The organism is Agrobacterium sp. InxBP2 (assembly GCF_026191755.1).
Taxonomy (GTDB): Bacteria; Pseudomonadota; Alphaproteobacteria; order Rhizobiales; family Rhizobiaceae; genus Agrobacterium; species Agrobacterium pusense.
Genome location: NZ_JAINDY010000029.1, coordinates 23,779 through 44,133 on the forward strand (window position 1 = coordinate 23,779; position 20,355 = coordinate 44,133).

Annotated in this window: 17 protein-coding genes and 1 pseudogene; 7 read left to right on the plus strand and 11 right to left on the minus strand. The window is 58.8% G+C overall.

Going from position 1 to position 20,355, the window contains the following annotated elements:
- The first annotated feature begins 114 nt into the window (after window positions 1-114).
- The 3 genes from K7A42_RS12710 to K7A42_RS12720 all read left to right on the plus strand — a co-directional run bounded on the left by K7A42_RS12710 (window position 115) and on the right by K7A42_RS12720 (window position 3,367).
- Window positions 115-1,215: a Gfo/Idh/MocA family protein gene (locus tag K7A42_RS12710; RefSeq protein ID WP_112554298.1), complete on the plus strand. Its 1,101-nt coding sequence runs from the start codon at window positions 115-117 to the stop codon at window positions 1,213-1,215.
- Window positions 1,216-1,342: 127 nt separating this feature from the next.
- On the plus strand, window positions 1,343-2,359 hold the full coding sequence (locus K7A42_RS12715; protein WP_107327391.1) for an aldo/keto reductase: 1,017 nt from the start codon (window positions 1,343-1,345) through the stop codon (window positions 2,357-2,359).
- A gap of 30 nt (window positions 2,360-2,389) precedes the next feature.
- A complete protein-coding gene (locus K7A42_RS12720; RefSeq protein WP_282455324.1) occupies window positions 2,390-3,367 on the plus strand; it encodes a LysR family transcriptional regulator in 978 nt (325 codons plus the stop codon).
- Window positions 3,368-3,417: 50 nt separating this feature from the next.
- On the opposite strand, the gene K7A42_RS12725 is transcribed toward K7A42_RS12720, so the two are convergent.
- The 8 genes from K7A42_RS12725 to K7A42_RS12760 all read right to left on the minus strand — a co-directional run bounded on the left by K7A42_RS12725 (window position 3,418) and on the right by K7A42_RS12760 (window position 12,257).
- Window positions 3,418-4,140 (minus strand): L,D-transpeptidase, encoded by a 723-nt coding sequence (locus K7A42_RS12725; RefSeq protein ID WP_107341182.1) that lies wholly within the window; start codon window positions 4,138-4,140, stop codon window positions 3,418-3,420.
- A gap of 124 nt (window positions 4,141-4,264) precedes the next feature.
- Complete coding sequence (locus K7A42_RS12730) at window positions 4,265-5,182, minus strand: LysR family transcriptional regulator (protein ID WP_282455325.1); 918 nt, start codon at window positions 5,180-5,182, stop codon at window positions 4,265-4,267.
- Window positions 5,183-5,343: 161 nt separating this feature from the next.
- Window positions 5,344-6,093: a MerR family transcriptional regulator gene (locus tag K7A42_RS12735; protein ID WP_282455326.1), complete on the minus strand. Its 750-nt coding sequence runs from the start codon at window positions 6,091-6,093 to the stop codon at window positions 5,344-5,346.
- 12 nt (window positions 6,094-6,105) lie between these two features.
- The gene (locus tag K7A42_RS12740) at window positions 6,106-8,004 is read right to left on the minus strand and encodes a S9 family peptidase (RefSeq protein WP_112416895.1); all 1,899 of its coding nucleotides are present in this window, start codon (window positions 8,002-8,004) and stop codon (window positions 6,106-6,108) included.
- Between the two features lie 889 nt (window positions 8,005-8,893).
- The gene (locus K7A42_RS12745) at window positions 8,894-10,006 is read right to left on the minus strand and encodes a Gfo/Idh/MocA family protein (RefSeq protein WP_282455327.1); all 1,113 of its coding nucleotides are present in this window, start codon (window positions 10,004-10,006) and stop codon (window positions 8,894-8,896) included.
- 98 nt (window positions 10,007-10,104) lie between these two features.
- On the minus strand, window positions 10,105-10,827 hold the full coding sequence (locus K7A42_RS12750) for an alpha/beta fold hydrolase (RefSeq protein WP_107327361.1): 723 nt from the start codon (window positions 10,825-10,827) through the stop codon (window positions 10,105-10,107).
- Window positions 10,828-10,941: 114 nt separating this feature from the next.
- A complete protein-coding gene (locus tag K7A42_RS12755; protein WP_112554286.1) occupies window positions 10,942-11,274 on the minus strand; it encodes an antibiotic biosynthesis monooxygenase family protein in 333 nt (110 codons plus the stop codon).
- Window positions 11,271-12,257, minus strand: coding sequence for a zinc-dependent alcohol dehydrogenase family protein (locus K7A42_RS12760; protein ID WP_282455328.1), 987 nt, complete (start codon window positions 12,255-12,257; stop codon window positions 11,271-11,273). The genes K7A42_RS12755 and K7A42_RS12760 overlap by 4 nt, the downstream gene beginning before the upstream one ends.
- A 196-nt stretch (window positions 12,258-12,453) precedes the next feature.
- Here K7A42_RS12760 and K7A42_RS12765 point away from each other — a divergent pair, with 196 nt between their 5' ends.
- A complete protein-coding gene (locus tag K7A42_RS12765; RefSeq protein WP_282455329.1) occupies window positions 12,454-13,380 on the plus strand; it encodes a LysR family transcriptional regulator in 927 nt (308 codons plus the stop codon).
- 267 nt (window positions 13,381-13,647) lie between these two features.
- Here the strand turns inward: K7A42_RS12765 and K7A42_RS12770 are convergent, their stop codons facing one another.
- Both K7A42_RS12770 and K7A42_RS12775 read right to left on the minus strand, forming a co-directional pair.
- A complete protein-coding gene (locus K7A42_RS12770; protein ID WP_112416864.1) occupies window positions 13,648-14,412 on the minus strand; it encodes a 3-oxoacyl-ACP reductase family protein in 765 nt (254 codons plus the stop codon).
- A gap of 166 nt (window positions 14,413-14,578) precedes the next feature.
- Window positions 14,579-15,508 carry a LysR family transcriptional regulator gene (locus tag K7A42_RS12775; protein ID WP_107327356.1) on the minus strand — a complete coding sequence of 310 codons (930 nt, stop codon included), beginning with the start codon at window positions 15,506-15,508 and terminating at the stop codon, window positions 14,579-14,581.
- 182 nt (window positions 15,509-15,690) lie between these two features.
- On the opposite strand from K7A42_RS12775, the pseudogene K7A42_RS12780 reads away from it, so the two are divergent.
- From K7A42_RS12780 to K7A42_RS12790, 3 genes and pseudogenes are all read left to right on the plus strand, one after another.
- Window positions 15,691-16,296, plus strand: a pseudogene (locus K7A42_RS12780) (NADPH-dependent F420 reductase); the annotation flags it as partial.
- 67 nt (window positions 16,297-16,363) lie between these two features.
- The gene (locus K7A42_RS12785; protein WP_282455331.1) at window positions 16,364-17,317 is read left to right on the plus strand and encodes a zinc-binding dehydrogenase; all 954 of its coding nucleotides are present in this window, start codon (window positions 16,364-16,366) and stop codon (window positions 17,315-17,317) included.
- Window positions 17,318-17,409: 92 nt separating this feature from the next.
- Window positions 17,410-18,147 (plus strand): SDR family NAD(P)-dependent oxidoreductase, encoded by a 738-nt coding sequence (locus tag K7A42_RS12790; protein WP_278067437.1) that lies wholly within the window; start codon window positions 17,410-17,412, stop codon window positions 18,145-18,147.
- Window positions 18,148-18,402: 255 nt separating this feature from the next.
- Here the strand turns inward: K7A42_RS12790 and K7A42_RS12795 are convergent, their stop codons facing one another.
- Complete coding sequence (locus K7A42_RS12795; RefSeq protein ID WP_282455332.1) at window positions 18,403-20,352, minus strand: MacB family efflux pump subunit; 1,950 nt, start codon at window positions 20,350-20,352, stop codon at window positions 18,403-18,405.
- Window positions 20,353-20,355 lie beyond the last annotated feature (3 nt).

The window sequence follows — 20,355 nt, forward strand, 5'->3', positions numbered from 1 at the left end:
ACCGCGTGGATGTTCGCTCATACTATTTATCGATTTCATCGCAGTGCCGAGGGTCGATTACATCTTGCCCAGGACGCCGGGGAGCGTTCGGTAACGTGACCTGGAGCATTACAGATGTCGGATAAGAAATTTCGTGTGGGTATTATTGGAGCGGACACTCACGCAAGTTGGGCGGGCGCATCGCATGTGCCAGCCCTGGCGTCACAACCTCACCTGACGCTGGCGGCAGTCGCGACCCGACGCGAGGAAAGCGCCAAGGCGGCGGCCGAAGCATTCGGCGCAGAACTCTGGTTTGCCGATCCCTATGCGATGATAAGAGATGAGAGCATTGAGGTCATCACGGTCGCCGTGAAAGTGCCGGCACACAAGGAGCTCGTGATGGCCGCCCTGCAGGCGGGCAAATCGGTCTATTGCGAAGCGCCTCTGGGCGCAACGCTGTCGGAAACAAACGAGATGGCTGCGGCAGTGGGGTCTTTGCATACCGCGATCGGCCTGCAAGGCCGGCATAATCCTGCCGTCCGGCGTGCGGCGGAACTGGTCGCTTCAGGAAAGCTCGGGCGCTTGATGTCCGCGCGTGTCGGCGCGACCACATTCGGCTACGGTCCGCAATCTCCAAGCATGTATGACTATTTCAACAAGGCCGCTTCCGGCGCCAGCTTCATGACGATTACGGCAGGCCACGTGCTGGACGTCATCGAGGCAGTGCTCGGGAACATCACCGAGGTTGATGCGCGCACGGAGTTGCTCTGGCCGGAGATCGAGATCGTCGATACAGGTGATACTTCGAAGCGAGAGGTTCCGGATCATCTCGATCTGATCGCAAAGACGGCAAGTGGTGCGCCTGTATCCGTGCAGATTCTGGCCGGCGTCCCTGCAGAAAACGCGAGTTTCGTTTTTGAGATCCGTGGCTCGCAGGGCTCGCTTATGCTCACCGGCAATCACCTGGCAGGCGTACAGGTCGGAGACATTTCAATTTCGTCAAGCCTGGAATTTGCTGCGCCCGACAGGCCGGTCTCCAATGGTGTCGGCCCAACAGCCGCCGATTTCTGGGCAGGAGCCGCTATCAATGTCGGGGAGGTTTATGCGTCCCTGGGGCGGGATCTGACGAATGGTACATACACCACTCCAGGTTTCGACCATGCGCGCCATAACAGCCGTTTGATCGCAGCCGTTGAGCTTGCGGCAAGAACTGGCGAACGGCAACACCTTGTTTGACGTGTCGCAGAATGGCTCGGCGTTCGCACAGGATGTCGAGCCGGCCGTTAGCGCGTCAATTGGGAATACGCTCAACAAAAGCCATCGCCGCCGGCCAATCTCGGAAATTAAAAAGAAGGACCACATCATGCAAATGCGCAAGCTCGGTGAGAGCGGGTTGTTCGTGTCGGAATTGTGCTTCGGCGCCATGACGTTCGGCGGGACGGACGGATTATGGGGCAAGGTGGGAAGACTGGGTCAGGAGGATGCCGATGCACTGGTCAAGGCCGCTCTCGACGCCGGCATAAACCTGTTCGATACAGCAAATGTCTATGCCCGCGGACGTAGCGAAGAAATACTGGGACGCTCGCTGAGGAACCTTGGCGTGTCGCGCAGAGATGTCGTGATCGCCACCAAAGTCGCCTCCGCCATGGGTGACGGACCGAACCATCGCGGCGCTTCGCGTGGTCATATAATCTCCGAATGCCGGGCAAGCCTCGGCCGGCTGGGTGTGGATTACATTGATCTATACCAGATTCACGCCTTCGATTCCGCGACGCCGATCGAGGAAACGCTGGAGGCGCTCGACACACTCGTCCGGGCCGGCGATGTTCGCTACATCGGCCTTTCGAACTGGGCCGCGTGGCAGGTCATGAAGGCGATCGGGATAACACGCGCCAGAGCTCTCGCGCCCGTAACATCACTGCAGGCATATTATACGCTTGTCGGGCGCGATCTGGAACGGGAGATTGGCCCGCTGCTCTCATCTGAACGTGTTGGCCTCATGGTGTGGAGTCCACTTGCCGGCGGCTATCTCACCGGAAAGTACTCCGCCGGTGGTAACGCAGCAGGCGGCCGACAGACGGAATTGGATTTTCCACCCATCGATCGCATCCGGGGGGAGCCCCTGATCGCGATCCTTAAAGCCGTCGCGGAGAAACACGGCGCTAGCCCGGCTCAGATCGCGATCGCCTGGTTGCTGAAGCAAAGCATCGTCTCGACCGTCATCGTCGGTGCCAAGCGCGTCGAGCAATTGCATGAAAACATTCAGTCCGCATCGATTGCGCTGGACGATACCGACTTGGCGAAGCTCGATGAGGTCAGTCGTCTGCCTGTCGAGTATCCGGGTTGGTTGCTGAATGACGGAAACGGACACTCCCGCTGACGTGGAAAAGATGCTTGAGATCGATGAAGGATGAGTTTAATTATCCATCCCATGAATTTACACGGTATCGATCTCAATCTTCTCGTTGCCTTTGATGCCCTCAATTCCGAGCGCAATGTGACACGCGCCGGAAGCCGTATTGGCCGGACCCAGCCGGCGATGAGCGCGGCTTTGTCGAGATTGCGGTTTCTGCTGCGGGACGAATTATTCGTTCGCGGGCCGAACGGACTTCAACCTACACCGCGAGCGGTAGAACTTGCCGAACCGATCTCACTTGCTCTGCGGGACATCCAGCGGACATTGCAATTCACGCAGGGTTTTGATCCCGGCAAATCGACCGTATCTTTTTCCATTGCCGTTTCGGCACATGCAGGTTCAGTCATATTGCCGCGCCTCCTGTCGCTGCTTGAGGAAAAAGCCCCCGGAATTGATATCAAGGTCAGGGATTATAGCAGCCGTGATGACGCGGTTTCCCTGCTCGACAGCGGCGGCGTTGATCTGACGGTCGGCATTCCCCCCACGCCCACGAGCCGAATCCTGAGTGCCCGGCTTTTCCAGGAGCGGTTCGTTTGTATCCTTAGGAAGGATCATCCAATCCTCGGCCGCCCTTTCGATCGCGAGATGTTTCTGTCTCTGAGGCATATTCTGGTGGCACCCGATAATGAGGGACTGGATGTCGCCGATGCCGCACTGGCTTCGAAGAATTTCAGGAGGCGGGCGGCCGTGACTATTCCCCATATGCACGCCGCGCCGGCATTGGTTGCATCGTCGGATATGGTCGCGACCGTCATCGAAAGCGTGGTTGCTCATTCAGGCTTTGCGGAGCGTCTTGCAGTCTTCGATTTCCCGCTCCCCCTAAACCCTGTCCCATTCGTGCTGTCCTGGCATCGTCGCAATGACGGGCACCCGGCCCAGCAATGGCTGAGAAACGGTCTGCTCGCGGCGTTTCCCCACGTGTGGCTCTCTTCAGAAAATATCTGCAGCGATCTTGCCCCGCAGTATTACTAGGCGGCCATCGTATCGCGGCAAGCAGCGAACGCGTCACGATCAGTTTGCCATCACACGGCCATCGGCGTCTGATGCACGACGATTGGCGCGTGGAACGGAACGCGGTCGTAAAGGTCAACGATGTCCTGGTTCATAAGGCGGACGCAGCCGGATGAAACAGCCTTGCCGATGGATTGCCATTCGGGATTGCCGTGGAGACGATACAGCGTATCTTTTCCGTTCTGGAAAATATAAAGAGCGCGAGCGCCGAGCGGGTTATGCAGTCCAGGATCCATCCCTCCGTTTGCTACAGAGTATTTTTCCAGTTCGGGTTGCCTCGCAATCATCTCGCTTGGCGGCTTCCATCTTGGCCAATGCTGACGCCAGTGGATATATCCGTTCCCTTCCCATGAAAATCCGTCGCGCCCGATGCCAACGCCATATCGTAACGCAGTTCCGCCGTTTTCCACCAGATAGAGAAATCGCCTTGGCGTATCGACGACAACAGTTCCCGGCGCCTCCCCGGTCGGGTCAGCAACGCGCTGCCTGAGATATTCCGGGTTCATTCGCTCAAAAGGAACTGCAGGAACGACATGTCCCCCGTCCTCAAATGCAGCGTAACGGGAAGCGAGATCCGGGTCGACCGGTGAAGGCTGCGGGGTGGCAATGGGCTGGGGCGAGCCTGGCGCCGATCTTTCTTGGACTGTTGTGCATCCGCCGAGTATGACCGGCGCGGCTAAAGAGCCGACTATGAACGTACGACGGGATATGAAACTGTTTCGGTTCTGCATCATGGAAGGCGACTTTCGGGTTGCGGCTGGCACACGTGCTTGCATCGCACGGTATCCTCCAACAGAGGGAATATTCCATATCTGCATGAGTGATAGCCGTCATAACCGTTGGCTATGCCATGCGCCGCTACCGCTGCACCGGGGAGATCCCGTCAATGTTCCTGAGCCGCGGCATAACAAAGTCCGTAAATGCCCGGACGACCGGTCGCATGAACTTTGTGGACGGATAGGCGAGAAATGCTTCGGTAGACCGCAGCCAATATCCGGGAAGCACTCTTACAAGCTCGCCGCTGGCCAACAAGTCCAATACGAGGTTCTTCTGCACAAGTCCCACACCCCGTCCTCGTAAAAGTGCTGCAATCATGACATGCGCATTGTTCGTTATGAGCAATGGCCTGACGGTGACGTCTTCGGCGCGCGCATCAGGTCCCAACAGGGAAATAGTATTGCGCTGGGCAAGCATCTTCGGAGTGCCAATGACCTCGAGCTCTGAAAGTCGTCCCGTATCGTCAATTTGCCCTACCTGTTGCAGGTAGAGAGGGGAAGCGACGAGAAATCGCTCCACCCACCCGATGCGGCGTGCGATGACGTCCTGATCCTCGATTTTCCCGTAGTGAACTGACAAATCGAAATTATCATAGACCAAGTCGACTGTGCGCTCGTCGAGAGCCAGTTCGACGGAAATCCCGCAATACTTATCCTGAAATTCCCCGACTATCCGCTCGAGATGACCAACACCAATGCAGGATGGGGCGTGAATTTTTAGATTGCCTTCGATTTCACCCGTGTTGATGCGGACGCCCTCCAGCGCCGCGTCGATTGATGCGATCGCAATGCGGCTGGCTTCGTATAATTCGAGCCCATGCGCCGTCGGGCGAACGATTTTCGAAGAGCGCTCCAGAAGCCTGGCTTGAACGTGCCGTTCGAGGTTCGAAATATGCTTCGTGACCGCCGGCTGCGTTACCCCCAGGTCGCGTGCCGCAGCAGTAATCGACCCCTTCTCGACGGTGCGGATGAAGGCTTTTAAAGCAACGTTGATATCCATGATATTGCTCTTGATTATGATTGACCCCAACCATAACCAGATGTTTGGAATATGGCTTGATGATGTCTGGACGCGGGACAGGGGCGCATGTCAACGTCATGGATCCGATTACCGCCCGCGACCGGTCAATCATCTCACGACTATCAGCGCAAACCGCGCAATCACCGCTTGGATTTCAGCCCACTGTTGATTTCCCTCAGTAATTGTTTCTGCTGATCGTTCGTATTCTCCAGGGCATGAAGCCAAAGCAGCGTTGCCGCCTGGCGCTTCCTGCCGCCGCTCAGCGCGTTGTCGAAGTCTCTCATCCATGATCCAAGATGGGCGATGTAATCTTCGGCAAGAGCTGAAATCTCGACGTCGTCACTATCTGGCCCCAACGCGTCGAAACGATTCCCCAGCTCTCGCACGGTAGCACCATATTCGAGATCCGCGAGTTGATCATAGAGCCGGGCCAGTTCTGCGCGCTGCCCTTCATCCAAAAGGTGTGACAGGAGTACGGATTGTTCCCGACCAGCCCGCACCGCTTTAGGGTCTCGCCCGACCTCCAGCGGCATCAGAGAGGCAGCAAATTCCGGCGCCATGTCGGGCGGTCCTTTGCCGTCACGCAGGGCTGTGACAGTCCGGCGTTGACGCTCCAGAAGTTCGATCTGCCGCGTGAGCCCCTCAAGAAGGGCGTCCAAACTGTCCTCGCTCATTTCGGCACGACCGTCGAGAAAGGCTGGGATTTGCGAGAGCGAGAAACCGAGCGCTGTCAATTGACCGATACGCAGCAGTCGGATCAAATGCGGCACGCTGTAAGCGCGATACCCATTGTTCTGTCTTGGCGGCTCCGGCAAAAGTCCGATCTGGTGGTAGTGCCGCAGCGTGCGGATGCTTACACCCGCCAGTCCTGCAATCTCCTTACTGCGCATGCGCCGCCCTCATTACTCGCCCCTCAAATGCCGTGCAAGAAAGCGCTCGATCCTCCGATAAAGCTCAATATTGCTATCCTCGTTGATGAACCAGTGTCCTTCGCGCTCGTTGAGAAGATAGTCGACCTCCACACCATTCGCACGCACCCTTTCCACCACCAGATCCGCCTGTGCCTTTGCAACGCGCACGTCGTTCGCGCCGTGAACCACCAAAAGCGGTTTGGAAATGCAATCAAGCCGGCTGACCGGCGAGCGTGCAAGCATGTCCCGGTTCTGCGTCTCAATATCAGGATCGCCCATGTAAGAAAGGTAGGTGTTGATCAGCGCGGGTCGTACGAACGGGACGGCCCCATCCACCAGCATCCGGAGATCGGACATGCCGGAGTAGGAAATGGTTGCGGCGAAGCGCTCCGGCGTGAAGCTGGCGCCCACCAGCGCGGCGTAACCGCCATAGGAGCACCCGTAGATCGCTACCCGTGCCGGGTCGGCAATACCCTGCCCGATTAGCCAGTCGAGCCCGTCGATCAGGTCGTCATGCATGCGCCCGGAGAACTCCCCTATAGCTGCTTGCATGAACGCCTTGCCATAGCCGGTCGAGCCGCGAAAATTCACCTGCAGCACGGCATAGCCGCGGTTGGCGAGGAACTGCACTTCCGGATCATAGATGCAGGCGTCGCGATACCAGGGCCCGCCATGGACCAGAAGTACGGTCGGCAGCGCACGCGGCTCATCCTTGGCAGCGAACCAGACGGGCAGCGTGACATGGCACGGCAACGTCAATCCGTCGCGCGACAGCACATCGACGGGTCGCACGCTCGCCAGCCGCTCGGCTTTGAGCGCTGAGAATCGCTCGCCAAGCACATACGCTTCACCGCTCTCATGTTCGTAAAGCCATGTCGTGCCGGGATGCCGGTCATCCCAAAATTCCGCCACCCATTGTCGCCCATCGGCATCGCAGGAAATGTACCCTATTTCCGCCTCTGACAGCCGCTGTAGGCTGTCTAGCACGGCGGCAAAATGCGCGTTCAGAGGCCGTATCAGCTGTCTTTTGCCAAGATAACGCAGTCCCAGCAGCTCGCCTGTCACAGGATTGGTTATCAGGCTCGAGGGAAAGCGCGGATCGGCCTCTGGCCGCGGCGTATCGAGGCTGAAATCGGGCTGGCTGTCGACTACCCTGTGCGTGCCCGTCGCAAGGTCAATGGCAGCAAGATAGGTGTGGTCGCTGCCCGCGTTGCAGCCAACTAAGATGCTCTTTCCATCCGCCGCCACCATAAGCGGCATCGGGCCGATTGGCTGGTCGCGTCCGCTCAGCTTCGCCAACGCGGTGAAAGCACCGTTCTCGTACCGAGCCAGTTCGTGGTCACCCCCGTCGTTGATGATGAAGGCATGCAGTGCGTTCGGCGTAATGATCCAGCGTACGAACCGACCGGGACTAATGGCAGCGACCCTGGTTTCAGCGCTTTCGATATCGACCTCGTACAGGTCGATCAAACCCGGACTTCTGAGGTTCATCTGCACGAAAGCCTTGCCTGGAAACGCGGCGGACAAGTCCAGTCCCATTACCCGCACACCGGAATAGGGCGTCAAGTTGACAGTCCTAGCCTTCCCGCCCACCGTCTCTGCCCCGTCCACCTCCACACGATGAAGGTGCCAGTTCTCGTCGCCCTGGGTGTCTTGTACGAAGAGGATGTAGCGAGCATCACGCGTCCAACTGAAGCCGTCGATATTGCGCATGTCATCGCTAGTCAGTCGCCGCCCCGCGCCTTGTCCGACTGGCCGCACCCAGATATTCAACCGCCCATGCCAGGGCGCCAGATAGGCCACCAGCCGGCCATCGGGCGAAATCTGCGCCCGCGAAAATTCTGGCATTCCAAAAAGCGTTTCAATCGGGATGAGATCAGGTGCAGTCATGTCGAACCTCGCATCGCCGACGGCGCCATCGCGGGCCGCCAGACCCAAACAATATCGACACACTGCCTGAACTATGACGTCGCGTCGGGGTCAACCGTGAAAGCCAGCTTGGTGCGGAATCACGTAATTTCTGCGTAACTGTGAGATTCCATATGGGTCTGGCGGGATCGCGCTTCGCTCTCGCAATTGACTGACTTGCCTAAAAAAAAGGTACACCAAATGAGCAAAGCCTCCCAAGATCACATCGTCATTCGACGCCTGTCTGCCGGAACAATGTTCGCGGGCCTCCTTATCCTGACCGGTTGCCAGACACCGGAACAGGAACGCTACGCCGATCTCGACACCTGCTCTGGAATGGGCGCACGATACGGATCATCGTCACATACCGCATGCATGCTCCAGCAACAGCAGCGTCGCGACGACGCGCAACTGCGGGCCCTTGAGTCGGCAAGGCTAAGCCAAATCATGGCAGAAGATGCACGCCGGCAGCATGAGCGCATGAGAAGAGAGCGACGACGGGACTAGTTCCGAGTTCGGTGTGAGGCTCGAGCGGAGACGTTTGCGCCCAGCCTCTCACCAATGATGCGCCCCTTTACGCAAACCGGATCTCGTCAAAGCCACTATATCGGAAAACGGTGGCTCAACTGGTTCTGATCTTCGTATTCGATAAAGGTCCGCGACGTGTTGAAGCCGCTTTCCAACACCGGACACACGCTGGGACCCGACCACACCACTGTACCGAAGTCGGACTTCGTTTGCATTGCCGGGCGCCCACCCGCCGACCTGGAGCGTGATACGAAAGCACGCCGGTGCTTACGCGGTTGCTCGGCTTTTGGGTTGCACGCGCAAAGATGAGCCACAGCACATGCTGGAACCCTTCCTGGGTTTTTTAGGGGTTGAGATGCTGGCGATGACCCGTCAGATTCGCCTGTGTGATCGCCTCAAGCACCCGGTGACGATCGAGCGCGACCGCGAAGTCTGGCGCATCTGCGATTCCGTCGCGAAGGTCGGCGGCGAGCTGGGCATAGAGCCGCGCGACACCCGCCGCAGGCGCTTCGAGTTGCAGGTCGGGAGCCGCATATCGTGTTGGAATCTGTAGCTGCTGGGCAGGCTCGCTGCCGCGGCGCAAAGTGATGGTCATATCACCGAAGTGGATGTAGCCCGAAGCCGTCTCCACGCGCAGACTGCCTTCCGTGCCCTGGATCTCCCACACCAAGCCGGCGGACTGTCCGGCGCTGTAGTGCAGAGAAGTGACGATCCCACCTTCGAGAGCGCCGGCGACGATGATCTCGTCCGGCGCATCCTTCGGGAGGGACGAGCCATACGAAAGGCGGACGCCGTCGCCGCGCTGATTGGCAACGATGGCGGACAGGCTCTTGAATCCGCCGAGCACGTGGGCCAATGGTTGGAGCGCGTGGCCGAGCATGATGCTTTGAAGCGTCGCGCCATTTGCTGCGCGAGCCATGTACTCGAATGGCGGGTCGTATCGGCCGACCCACATGTCATCGTTCAGATGCGCTCGGATGCTCGTGCTGAGCGGCATGCCGATCACGCCCTGACGGACGAGGTCATGAAGGTAGCGGATCGGCGGGTGCAGGCCGCCCTGCAGGCCAATAACCGTACGCAGCCGCCGTTTGCGGGCAAGCCCCTCCATCGCTCCGGCTTCCGATAGATTTCGCGCGAGCGGCCATTCGCAATAGACCATCTTGCCCGCGGCGAGCGCGTCGGAAACGATCTGCTGGTGATCCGGCACCTTGACCGCAACCACCACCAGGTCGACCTCCGGCCGAACGACCAGTGCCTGATGTGTGTCAAAGGCGAGATCGGCGCCCAGTCGGCTAGCGGTCGTATTCGCACTCTCCATACGCGTCGTGCTGACGGCGCGAATCTGGAATGCATCGAGCGCCCGCAGTGCCGGGACGTGCGCAACTCCGCCCCAGCCTCGATCGGCACTGGCGCCGACGATGCCGACGCCGATCCGGGTGTTTGGTGAATTGGTCATGTAGGCGTGCTCCTGTCTGGTGCAGCCCGGGCAATGCTAGCCTTGCTGCGTCACATGGTTTCGTTTCCCGACAAATGATTGGGCGCAAGCGCGGGGAGTTAAGCGTGTCTCCAATGGGCCTCGAGTTCGCGCGCGACATCGGCCGGACGCTCTATCATCGGCCAATGCGAGGCGCGCAGCTTAACGACGGCGCGTGCGTGCGCGGCGTTGCCGAGCTCGTCGGCGAAGCGGTGCGGCAGAAACGGATCGTCCAGGCCCCAGATCACGAGTGCTGGCGCCGTTATCCTGCGTAGATCCGGCTTCCACTCCTCCCCGACCTCGATTGCGGAACGGTAAAGTGCGAGAATGCTTGCCCGCATGGTGGTATCGAGATGCCGAACCGATTCATCCGCCGCATCTTTCGGCATCTGCGCCTCGACGAGTTTCGCCGCAAATTCCTCGAGGTCGAGATCCTTCATCCATTGCTCGCCTTCACCTGGCGTCTGCCAGATCTTGGCGAGATAGTGCCACGGATATTCCGGATCGATCGGCCCACTGATGCCGGTCCAGGTCCGCACCAGATCCGGCCGGATCGACGTCAGACGGCCTGTCAGCAGGCAGCCCCAGTCATGACCGACCAGATCTACGGGTTCGCCGAACTCATCGATCCGGTTGATAAGCCAGTCGAGATATTCTTCCTTTGTTGACCTGAAATCCGACGGCAACGGATGACCGAAGCCGGGAAGATCGATCGTGACGATGTCACTGCGTTCAAGATGAGAGCGAACGGTGTCCCAGATCCGGTGGGTGTCGGGTACGCCGTGGACTAGAACTGCAGGCATGTCGCGATCTCCTTGCTGGTTGTTGCCAGGAGAATAAGGACATGGTGGCATCGCGGAAGTCGGCGTCAGAGAAACCCGGCGTTGCTATTAGCGCAACCCGTGCCGTTGTGCGCTCTAAGCCGCGCCGCTTTTCCCAGGAAGATAGTCACGCGAGCCGCTATTGTCGTCCTCGAGATGATAGACCGTCGGTTCCCCCGAGAAGTATTCCTGTATGGCTCCCATGAACTGCTCATGGTCTTCGCTCGCGTCGAAACCCGGAGTATGATCGTCAAGCGACCGCCATCGCACGATCAGATTGAATACCTCCGGCGTTTCGATCCCCTGGGCGAGGACATGACCGCGGTAACCCCGCGCACGTGTGAGCAAAGGAACAACACCTCCGAACGCTTGCCTGAACTCGCTGATCTTGTCCTTTTGGACAGGCAGCACAGCGATCTCGTAAATCATGATTGCACCTTTGTGTCGGCTTGCGGGTCAATGGCAATCGCGATCTTGCCGCGCAAACCGTTGTTTGGTTTCTCGAGCAGCGCATGGGCAAGCGGAAGGTCGGCGAGCGAATAGACGGCGCCAAGATGCGGCCTCAGCTGACCGCGTTCCACCAGAGTGCTCAGCTCGTTGAGCTTGCCTTGGTTCTGCCTCGTGAAGACGAAGTGGTAGCTCGCGTTCCTGCCCCATGCCTCAATGAGATTTTGAGGCTGTGCGATGTCCACGATCGAGACGACGCGGCCGAGTTGTGCAAGCGCCTTCGGGCTGTGGGACAATGTTTCGCCGCCGAGGGTGTCAAACACGACGTCTACTCCGCGGCCTTCGGTCTCCCGCATGATGGCGGCGACATAATCCTCTTTCCTGTAATCAATGACGACGTCCGCTCCGACATTTCGCGCAAACTCGAAGTTTTCTTCGCGAACGGTCGTAAAGACCTTTGCTCCGATGGCTTTCGCAACCTGGATAGCGACGTGCCCAACCCCTCCAGCGCCGCCATGGATCAATATGCTTTCACCCACCCTCAGGGCAGCACGCGAGACAAGCGCTTCCCAGGCGGTTCCGCCAACCAGGCTAAGGCTCGCAGCCTCAAGATGGGTCAGCGAGCTGGGTTTGCGCCCGATGATGTTTTCGTTCGCAACGTGGTATTCGGCATAACTGCCTGGCCCGTCGAAGATCTGCGGCGTGTACCAGACCTCGTCCCCTGCAGCGAACATTGTTACGCCCGGACCGGTCGCTTCGATAACGCCCGATACGTCATGACCGGTAATTGCAGGCAACGGCACCAGGTCGCGATAGTCGCCTCGCCGAACCTGGTAGTCGAGGGGATTGATCGATGTGGCATGGACCCGCACCAAAACCTGCCCCGCCTTAGGAACTGGCTTTGGAATTTCGACGAGCTCAAAGGCTTCTGGACCGCCGAAGGATTTGAGTGACATCGCTTTCATTTCAGGCTCCTCTTTTATCGAAGGTAATGATTCTTGTCGCCGGCGTCGGCATGGGACGGAAAACCTGCTCCGCCGTCGCAGCATTGCGGCCTCGAAGCGTCGACGCCGTTTCGATGTTCTATGTGATTTATCGCGATTGCTTTCGGTAGTGGCCCATATTAAGGATCACCTTCAAGAAAATTTTGAAAGTCGACGAATGGACGTGGACGAATTAAATCTCTTCGTGCGGATTGCTCAACTTCGCAGCATCAGTGCCGCAGCTCGCGACTTGGGTCTGACGCCCGCTGGCGCTAGCGCCAAACTGTTGGTTCTCGAGCGAAAACTCAATGCAAGGCTCGTCCATCGCACTACACGGCAAGCAACTTTGACTGAAGACGGTCTGGCGTTCCTGCCGCATGCGGAACATATTGTCGTCGCTGCGGAGGCCGCCCGAGCGGCACTTGGGCGAGAGCAAGCAGCGCCTCGCGGCACATTGCGAATAGCGGCCCCTGCCTCGTTCGCGCGAATGCATATTGTGCCGGGCCTGGCTGAATTTTGCAGGCAATATCCCGGTTTGGCACTTGATTTGCGCATTTCGGACAACATCGTTGATCTGGTCGAAGGTGCTTTTGATGTGGCGGTTCGTTATACCGAGCTCAGCGACACATCCTTTGTCGCGCGGCGGCTTGCTCCCGACAATCGGGTGCTGGTCGCGTCACCCGAATATCTCGAAAAACGCGGCCGGCCGAGCACGCCCGACGACCTCGCGGAACATACCTGCCTCGTCGTCGGCACGCTCGATCTCTGGACATTTCGGGGGAACGGTTCGATGGTGATCGAACGACGTGTTACTCCGGGTCTCCGCATCAATGACGGCACTGCAGTGCGCGATGCCGCTTGTGCCGGGCTGGGCATCGCGCTGATGGCCACGTGGTGCGCGTCGGAAGAGCTACAGTCCGGCGCGCTGGTTCCGGTCCTTCCGGAGTACCCGCTGGTCTCAACCCAGACGCTTTGGGCCTTGTATCCAAGCTCTCGCGAACTGGCACCGAAAGTGAGAGTGTTCATCGACTGGCTTGTAAATCGCTTCGGCAATCAACCCTACTGGGATAAAGGACTGGAAAACATCCTCGATCACCGTCGATGATGCGTGTTTATTGTCCGGTTCCGATACGCGCGAACACGGGTTCATATGAAACGGTTCGGTTTTGCGCTTGAACGGCGGCTGGGCGCGCATTCCAGATCGAGATCGCAACGGTGAAACCACCAAAGGCGACCCTTGTTTTTGATCGTGCCAAGCCGCTGCGGCGTCTTGCAACCGCGTCGTTCAAGCCGGCCTTGAGCCGTTGATTATTGGTGAGGCGTCGAATTCGCTGCGCTTGGCGCAGCAATTTTGCATTTTGCCCCGGCATTTTCAGGACGTGAAGCCACCATCGGCCCGGATGTCGGCACCTGTTACAAACGAGGCTTCCGGACTTGCAAGAAATGCGACCACGTCCGCAATTTCCTTGGGCTTTCCATAGCGGCCCACCGCGATACGCGAGATCTGCATAGCGGCAAACTCGCCATCAACAGGGTTCATGTCAGTGTCGGTTGGGCCTGGATGCACCGTGTTGACTGTAATGCCGCGTGGCCCGAGGTCATGAGCCAAACTCCGGTTGAAACCGGCGACGGCCCCTTTTGTGAGGCCGTATGCTGACAGCCCGGGCACCCCGGCATATTTCGTGATCGAACTGCCGATCTGTATGATACGGCCGCCATCCTTCATATGGCGCACGGCCTCCTGCGTGGCAACAAAAACGCCGGTTACGTTGACAGCGAGCATTGCCTGATAGTCATCGAAGGCGATTTCGTCGATGGGACCGGCAAGGGCAATACCGGCATTGTTCACCAAAATGTCGAGGCCGCCGAACTTATCGACCGTCGCGGCAACGGCGGCGCGTATCGCGTCCGGATCAGCGGCATCGGCGGCAATAGCCAGCGCGCGCGCGCCCGTTTTTTCTATGGCGACAGCAACTTCCTCAGCCTTCGCAGGTGATCCACGATAGGTGAAGGCAACCTGAGCGCCATCCGCTGCGAGACGCTGTGCGATTGATGCGCCGATAGATCGCGATCCACCGGTGACAAGTGCGATCTTCCCGTTCAGTGGAAGATATCGAGACGAGGCTAATTCAGTCATTTTTTCACTCCTTTTGCGTGTCCGTGGAGTGATATATTTGCCCATCCCTGTCCTAGAATATTAGCATCATATCGGTTGGATCATCTTCAAGCATGTGTTGAATATGGGATATTCGACGCAGTCAAACGACCACGGCTTCAAAGGAAGCTAACAAGGCGTTTGGACATCAGCCTAGACTGCCTGCAAGCCGGGCACTGAGGCGCTCGCGACGGAAATACTCAGTATAGAAGTCGATGAAAGCGCGTGTCTTTAGCGGTTGGAGCGCGCGGCCGGAGTAGTAGAGCGAGATAGATCCGGCATCGGCATACCACTTCGGAAGGACACGTTCGAGTGCGCCACTTTCCATATGTGGCAGCACATCGGGTACAGCCAACAATGCAATGCCCAACCCCGCGATCGCCGCCTGCACCATGGGAGCGGCGTCGCTCATCACAATCGTCTCGTTGAGGAGCGCGCGCTCTTCGCGTCCTTGAGCGTCCCGCATCATCCATTGCCTGATCCGGCCCGAATTCGAGGACCGCATCAAGATTCCGGCATGATCGGCCAGATCGGCGGGGCTGGCCGGCCGGCGACGTGCAGCAAAATAGCTGGGCGATGCCACCGCGATAACGTGCACGGGTGCGAGCGTCGTGGAAACGATGCCAGGATTGAGTTCGAAACCACCGCCGATCGCGGCGTCGAAACCCTCAGCGATAAGATCGACCTTGCGGCTGTCGAAATGCCAGTCAGGTCGGACGCCCGGATAACGGGCCAGAAAGTCGGGCAGTGCGGGGAGAACGTATCCCATCGCGAATGACAAACTCATGCTGAGCTTCAAAACACCGACGGGCTCGCCTTTCGTTTGTGATGCCCCGTCGATTGCCCCCTGAAGGTGGTTCAGGCTGTCGCCGATGCTTGTCAGAAACGACTCCCCCGCCTCGGTCAGGGTCAACTTCCGCGTTGAGCGATGAAAGAGCCGTATACCGAGGTTGCGTTCCAGCATTGCAACATTCCGGCTGACTGCCGCCGGCGTGATCGAGAGACGCCGTGCAGCCCCAGAAAAGCTGCTCGCTTCTGCACTTCGAACGAACGCTTCGAGGTTTGCCAGTGTCTCCATTAAACGTAACCTTCAAGCATTGATTGAAACTAAAACAATCCATCTATGACTTATGCTGGGTGTATTTGCCAGCCATATTCCAATCAACAGCAAAAGCGAATTTCTGCAACGCCACCGGCATCAGGCCCAGGATGTAGCGGGAAAACCGACCGTCGCAGACAGAATTCTCACGAACCGTAAAGGAGTGGGTGATGACCATTGGAATTATCGGAGCCGGCAATATCGGGAGCGCATTTGCCACTGCGCTCGGCAGGGCAGGAATCGAAGCCGTGATCGCAAACAGCCGAGGACCGGAAAGCCTCACGGCGCTTGTTTCAAAACTTGGAAGCACGATCCGGGCTGGAAGCGTCCAAGAGGCCGCGGCGCAAGCCATCGTTCTCGTGGCAGTCCCCTGGTCAAAGATACCTGGCGCGCTCGCCGGTTTGAACTTTGACGACAGGATCGTAATCGACGCCAACAACTCCATCGAAGCGCCGCTTTACAGGCCTGCGGACCTTGGCGGCCGCACCTCTACGGATATTTTCACCGCCCTTGTGCCAGGCGCGCTCGTCGTCAAGGCGTTCAACCATCTGACGCCAACTCAACTGACGGGCGACCCCCACTCGGAAGGAGGCAGGCGCGTCCTGTTTTACTCGGGCGACGATAGGAGGGCGAAGGCTGAGGTCTCTGCCATCATTAATCGCATCGGCTTTTTCGGGATCGATCTCGGCGGGCTTGCAGCCGGCAGCCAGCTGCTTCAGTTCCCAGGTGGTCCCCTGCCCGCTCTCAATCTCGTCAAGTTCGACTGAACATCGCGGCGCTCCAGCCGTGTGCAATCGGTGCGCGGCGCGCCATCTGAAGCCCGGAGACAATATCGTGACAAGATTCATTCAAATGCAGTCGGCGGGCGGACCGTCGGTTTTGCAAGTTATCGAGAAAGACCTGCACGCTCCACGTGCCGGCGAGGTCAGGCTCATTCAAGACGCGATCGGCCTCAACTTTGTCGATACGATGATACGGAAAGGCCAGTATCCGATGGCGTTGCCTGCGGTTCCCGGTTTTGAAGCGGCCGGGACGATTTCCGAAGTCGGATCCGGCGTCGAAGGGCTGTCGGTCGGTGACCGGGTCGCTTACTTCTTTTCGGAAGGGGCCTATGCCACCGAGAGGATCATTCCGACCGCGCCGCTCATCCGCCTGCCCGCCGATATCTCGAACGAGACTGCGGCGACCTTCCTGGCGAAGGGTGCGACGGCCTGGATGGGGATGCGTGGTCTCCATGATCTGAAATCCGCCGAGACGGTGCTGGTACTCGGGGCATCGGGAAGCGTAGGCGCTATCCTGTCTCGCTGGGCGAAGTCGCTGGGCGCAATGGTGATCGGCGTCGCGGGATCGCGGAACAAGTTCGACAGGGTCGCGGCCGGCTCCACCCATGCCTTCCACGCTGGCGAGCCAGACATCGCCGCCAAGATCCGTGCGATCGCACCTCACGGTGTCGACATCGTCTATGATTTGGTTGGCCGGGCGACCTTTGCTCTGGGCGCGTCGAGTGTCCGTGACGGTGGCGTGATTGCCGCGATTGGAGCCGCGACGGGTCAGCCAGCGCCGGCCCCAGATCTTGTGCGTCGGGGGGTAGCTGTCCGCAGTGGTGGGACCCCTCAATATGTCCGGGGACGAGCAGTTGAGACCGCAACTTCCGAGCTATGGGATGCGCTGCGCTCAGGCATTTTCGATGATCTCGAAACCATCCGCTATCAGTTTGATGAGATAGCCCGAGCGCATGACGATATGGACAATCGCCGCTTGAGCGGTCTGCCGGTCCTGATCGCTTGAACCAAAACAATCGTTCGGTGGCAGGCCGCACGATGCCCTGCGCAATGTGGCCGGGCGAACATTTCCCCTATCGACAATGAAAGGAATGATCAATGAGTGAACTAGCAGGTAAACGTGCGCTTGTGACTGGTGCGTCCCGCGGCATTGGCGCCGCGATAGCGATAGCTCTGGCAGAAAAAGGGGCCGACGTTGCGATCACGTACGAACGCGCCGCTGATCGGGCAGCGCAAGTCGTCGCAACAATCGAGGGCAAAGGCCGCAAGGCATTGGCTATCAAGGCTGACAGCATGGACCCAGAGGCGGTTAAGCGGTCGGTTGATCAAGCGGCGCAAGCCTTGGGCGGCCTCGACATCCTGGTGAACAATGCGGCTATCGCGATCTACAAGGATGTGGCGGATTTCACCGTTGCCGAGATCGATGCTCTTTTCGCTGTCAACGCTCGCTCCCCGATCCTGGCATCGCAAGCCGCGATGCCTTATCTTGGCAAAGGTGGCCGGATCGTCACAATCGGCTCCGCAGGCGCGGAACGCATTGTCGGACCATCGACGGTTTATTCAATGACCAAATCGGCACTTCAATCGTTTACCCGCGGTCTGGCGCGAGAACTTGGTCCCCGTGACATCACTGTCAACCTCATTCAGCCAGGATCAACCAACACGGACATGAACCCGGCCGAGGGCGAGTTCGGAGATTTTCAGCGCGCCCTGATACCGCTCGGCCGGTACGGCGAGCCGGAGGATGTCGCGGCTGCCGTAGCGTTCCTCGCATCTGGCGCGGCCCGACAAATCACCGGAACCATCCTGACCGTTGATGGCGGCACGTTGACCTGAACACAGTCGCGCGGGTCCACGATTTAAACATGAAGAGAGTGGGAGCTAACTGGATACTACCACCTAGTAGCTCTCCTTTCTCATTCCACTTTGCAGCAGCATAGCGTGGTCGAACGGAGTGCAGATCGCATGTCTTCAAGCGCGGATTGGCACTTCGCGATGAGGATCGAGTCAGAGCGGCGGACCCAATTGGAATTCCAAACGGCAATGGCCACTGCTAGTCTTCACTATGCCATCACGCATGCATTCCGGCCATCATTCGCGTGCCAAGGCTTCTATTGGGTCCAGCTTTGCCGCATTGCGGGCGGGAAGGAAGCCGAAGACAATTCCGATCAGGGTGGAGCAGGCGAAGGCCACAAGGATGGAGCCAGAAGAGAAGATCATTTTGAAGTCGGGGCTCAGCAAATTAAAAAGAGCGCTGATCCCAAGGGCGAGCATCACTCCCATGAAGCCGCCGACAAGGCAGACCATGACGGCCTCGATAAGAAACTGGGAGAGGATATCGCTGCGGCGCGCGCCAACGGCCACGCGAACGCCGATCTCCTTGGTGCGTTCGGTCACGGACACCAGCATGATATTCATCACGCCGATGCCGCCGACAATCAGCGAGATCACGGCGACTGACGAAATCAGCAATGTCAGGGTTTGCGTGGTGGTCTCGATAGTCTCGCGAATGGTCGCTGAGTTGGTGAGGAAGAAGTCTTTCGTGCCATGCCGACGCTCGATAAGGCGCGAAACTGCGGCCTCGACATTGCCCGGGTCGACATCGTCTCTGATACGGACCGTTATGCCGTCGACGTTCGGCCGACCCAGCATGCGACCCATAACGGTTGTGTAAGGCGCATAAACGGTCAACGTATCAACCGCCGGGCCGAAGGAGTTTTCCCGTTTCGTCACGCCTATGACCCTCGCCGGCATTGTGCCCAGAAGGATGACTTGCCCCACCGGGTTTACCCCGTCTGGAAACAGGTCTCTCGTGGCGTTTGCATCGATCACCACATTCTGGCTGTAGGCGATAACACCCTGGGCATCGAACAGTTGTCCATGCGACAGCTCAAGACCCCGTACACGAAAGAAATCCGCGCCAACTCCGGTGACTGATGCATTGACGGCCACGGCGGCGCGCTTGACAGTTACGCTTGTCGTGACGGTTGGTGTCACGCTGTCGACGTAGGGCTGGTTCATCAGCGCTTCTGCATCGGCGGGAACCAGGGTCCGTATCTTGCCCGCTTCCAGATCGCCGAAGCCTTTACCGGCCCGCACCTCGATCGTGTTGGTGCCAAGCGAACTGATACTACTCAGGATTTGTTGCTGCGAACCGGCTCCCAGCGCCGAGATTGCCGCTACCGAGGCGATACCGATGATAATACCGAGCATGGTCAGAAGCGAGCGCATCTTGTGCGCCCATATTGCCGCGCCCGCCATACGAAAGGCCTCAGTCATCCGGTCAATTGCGCCGCGCCAGCCAGCGCCCGGCGCGTGCTCGCGGATGGGACGGGCCATCGCCGCGGATTTGGGTATATTGCGCTCGTCGGAAATGATGACGCCGTCGCTGATCTCTACAACCCGATCCGCATGTTCGGCGATCTTCTTGTCGTGAGTGACGAGAATGATGGTGTGCCCCTCGGCGTGAAGCTCGCGCAGGATCTTCATGACTTCGGCGCCACTGTTCGTATCCAGCGCACCGGTCGGTTCGTCGGCCAGAATTATCTCGCCGCCATTCATCAGCGCGCGGGCGATCGACACCCGCTGCTGCTGGCCGCCCGAAAGCTTGCCCGGAATATTGCCCGTCCGCTCGGCGAGCCCCAGCCGGGTCAACAAGGAGATCGCTCGCTTGTGACGGTCGGATCGGCTGCGTCCGGCATAGATGGCCGGCACCTCGACGTTGCTGGCCGCGCTGAGATCGCCAAGCAGGTGATAGCGCTGGAAGATGAAACCAAAACGCTCACGGCGTAGTGCCGCGAGTTCGTCCACGGACATCTTCGAGGTCTCGCGTCCTTCGATCCAGTAGCTGCCGTCCGTCGGACGATCGAGGCAGCCAAGGATGTTCATCAGCGTCGACTTGCCGGAGCCAGAAGCACCGATGATGGCCATCATCTCGCCGGCCTCGATGTCGAGGTCAACGTCTTTCAGCACCCGCACCATCTCGTCGCCTGCGGGGAAAGCGCGGGATACCCCACGTACGCGGATCAGTGGTTCCGTCATAGC

What these genes read in the sequence shown, in the direction of transcription:
- K7A42_RS12710 (WP_112554298.1), top strand. Translation starts at nt 115, where the DNA reads ATGTCGGATAAGAAATTTCGTGTGGGTATTATTGGAGCGGACACTCAC.
- K7A42_RS12715 (WP_107327391.1), top strand. Translation starts at nt 1,343, where the DNA reads ATGCAAATGCGCAAGCTCGGTGAGAGCGGGTTGTTCGTGTCGGAATTG.
- K7A42_RS12720 (WP_282455324.1), top strand. Translation starts at nt 2,390, where the DNA reads ATGAGTTTAATTATCCATCCCATGAATTTACACGGTATCGATCTCAAT.
- K7A42_RS12725 (WP_107341182.1), bottom strand. Translation starts at nt 4,140, where the DNA reads ATGATGCAGAACCGAAACAGTTTCATATCCCGTCGTACGTTCATAGTC.
- K7A42_RS12730 (WP_282455325.1), bottom strand. Translation starts at nt 5,182, where the DNA reads ATGGATATCAACGTTGCTTTAAAAGCCTTCATCCGCACCGTCGAGAAG.
- K7A42_RS12735 (WP_282455326.1), bottom strand. Translation starts at nt 6,093, where the DNA reads ATGCGCAGTAAGGAGATTGCAGGACTGGCGGGTGTAAGCATCCGCACG.
- K7A42_RS12740 (WP_112416895.1), bottom strand. Translation starts at nt 8,004, where the DNA reads ATGACTGCACCTGATCTCATCCCGATTGAAACGCTTTTTGGAATGCCA.
- K7A42_RS12745 (WP_282455327.1), bottom strand. Translation starts at nt 10,006, where the DNA reads ATGACCAATTCACCAAACACCCGGATCGGCGTCGGCATCGTCGGCGCC.
- K7A42_RS12750 (WP_107327361.1), bottom strand. Translation starts at nt 10,827, where the DNA reads ATGCCTGCAGTTCTAGTCCACGGCGTACCCGACACCCACCGGATCTGG.
- K7A42_RS12755 (WP_112554286.1), bottom strand. Translation starts at nt 11,274, where the DNA reads ATGATTTACGAGATCGCTGTGCTGCCTGTCCAAAAGGACAAGATCAGC.
- K7A42_RS12760 (WP_282455328.1), bottom strand. Translation starts at nt 12,257, where the DNA reads ATGAAAGCGATGTCACTCAAATCCTTCGGCGGTCCAGAAGCCTTTGAG.
- K7A42_RS12765 (WP_282455329.1), top strand. Translation starts at nt 12,454, where the DNA reads ATGGACGTGGACGAATTAAATCTCTTCGTGCGGATTGCTCAACTTCGC.
- K7A42_RS12770 (WP_112416864.1), bottom strand. Translation starts at nt 14,412, where the DNA reads ATGACTGAATTAGCCTCGTCTCGATATCTTCCACTGAACGGGAAGATC.
- K7A42_RS12775 (WP_107327356.1), bottom strand. Translation starts at nt 15,508, where the DNA reads ATGGAGACACTGGCAAACCTCGAAGCGTTCGTTCGAAGTGCAGAAGCG.
- K7A42_RS12790 (WP_278067437.1), top strand. Translation starts at nt 17,410, where the DNA reads ATGAGTGAACTAGCAGGTAAACGTGCGCTTGTGACTGGTGCGTCCCGC.
- K7A42_RS12795 (WP_282455332.1), bottom strand. Translation starts at nt 20,352, where the DNA reads ATGACGGAACCACTGATCCGCGTACGTGGGGTATCCCGCGCTTTCCCC.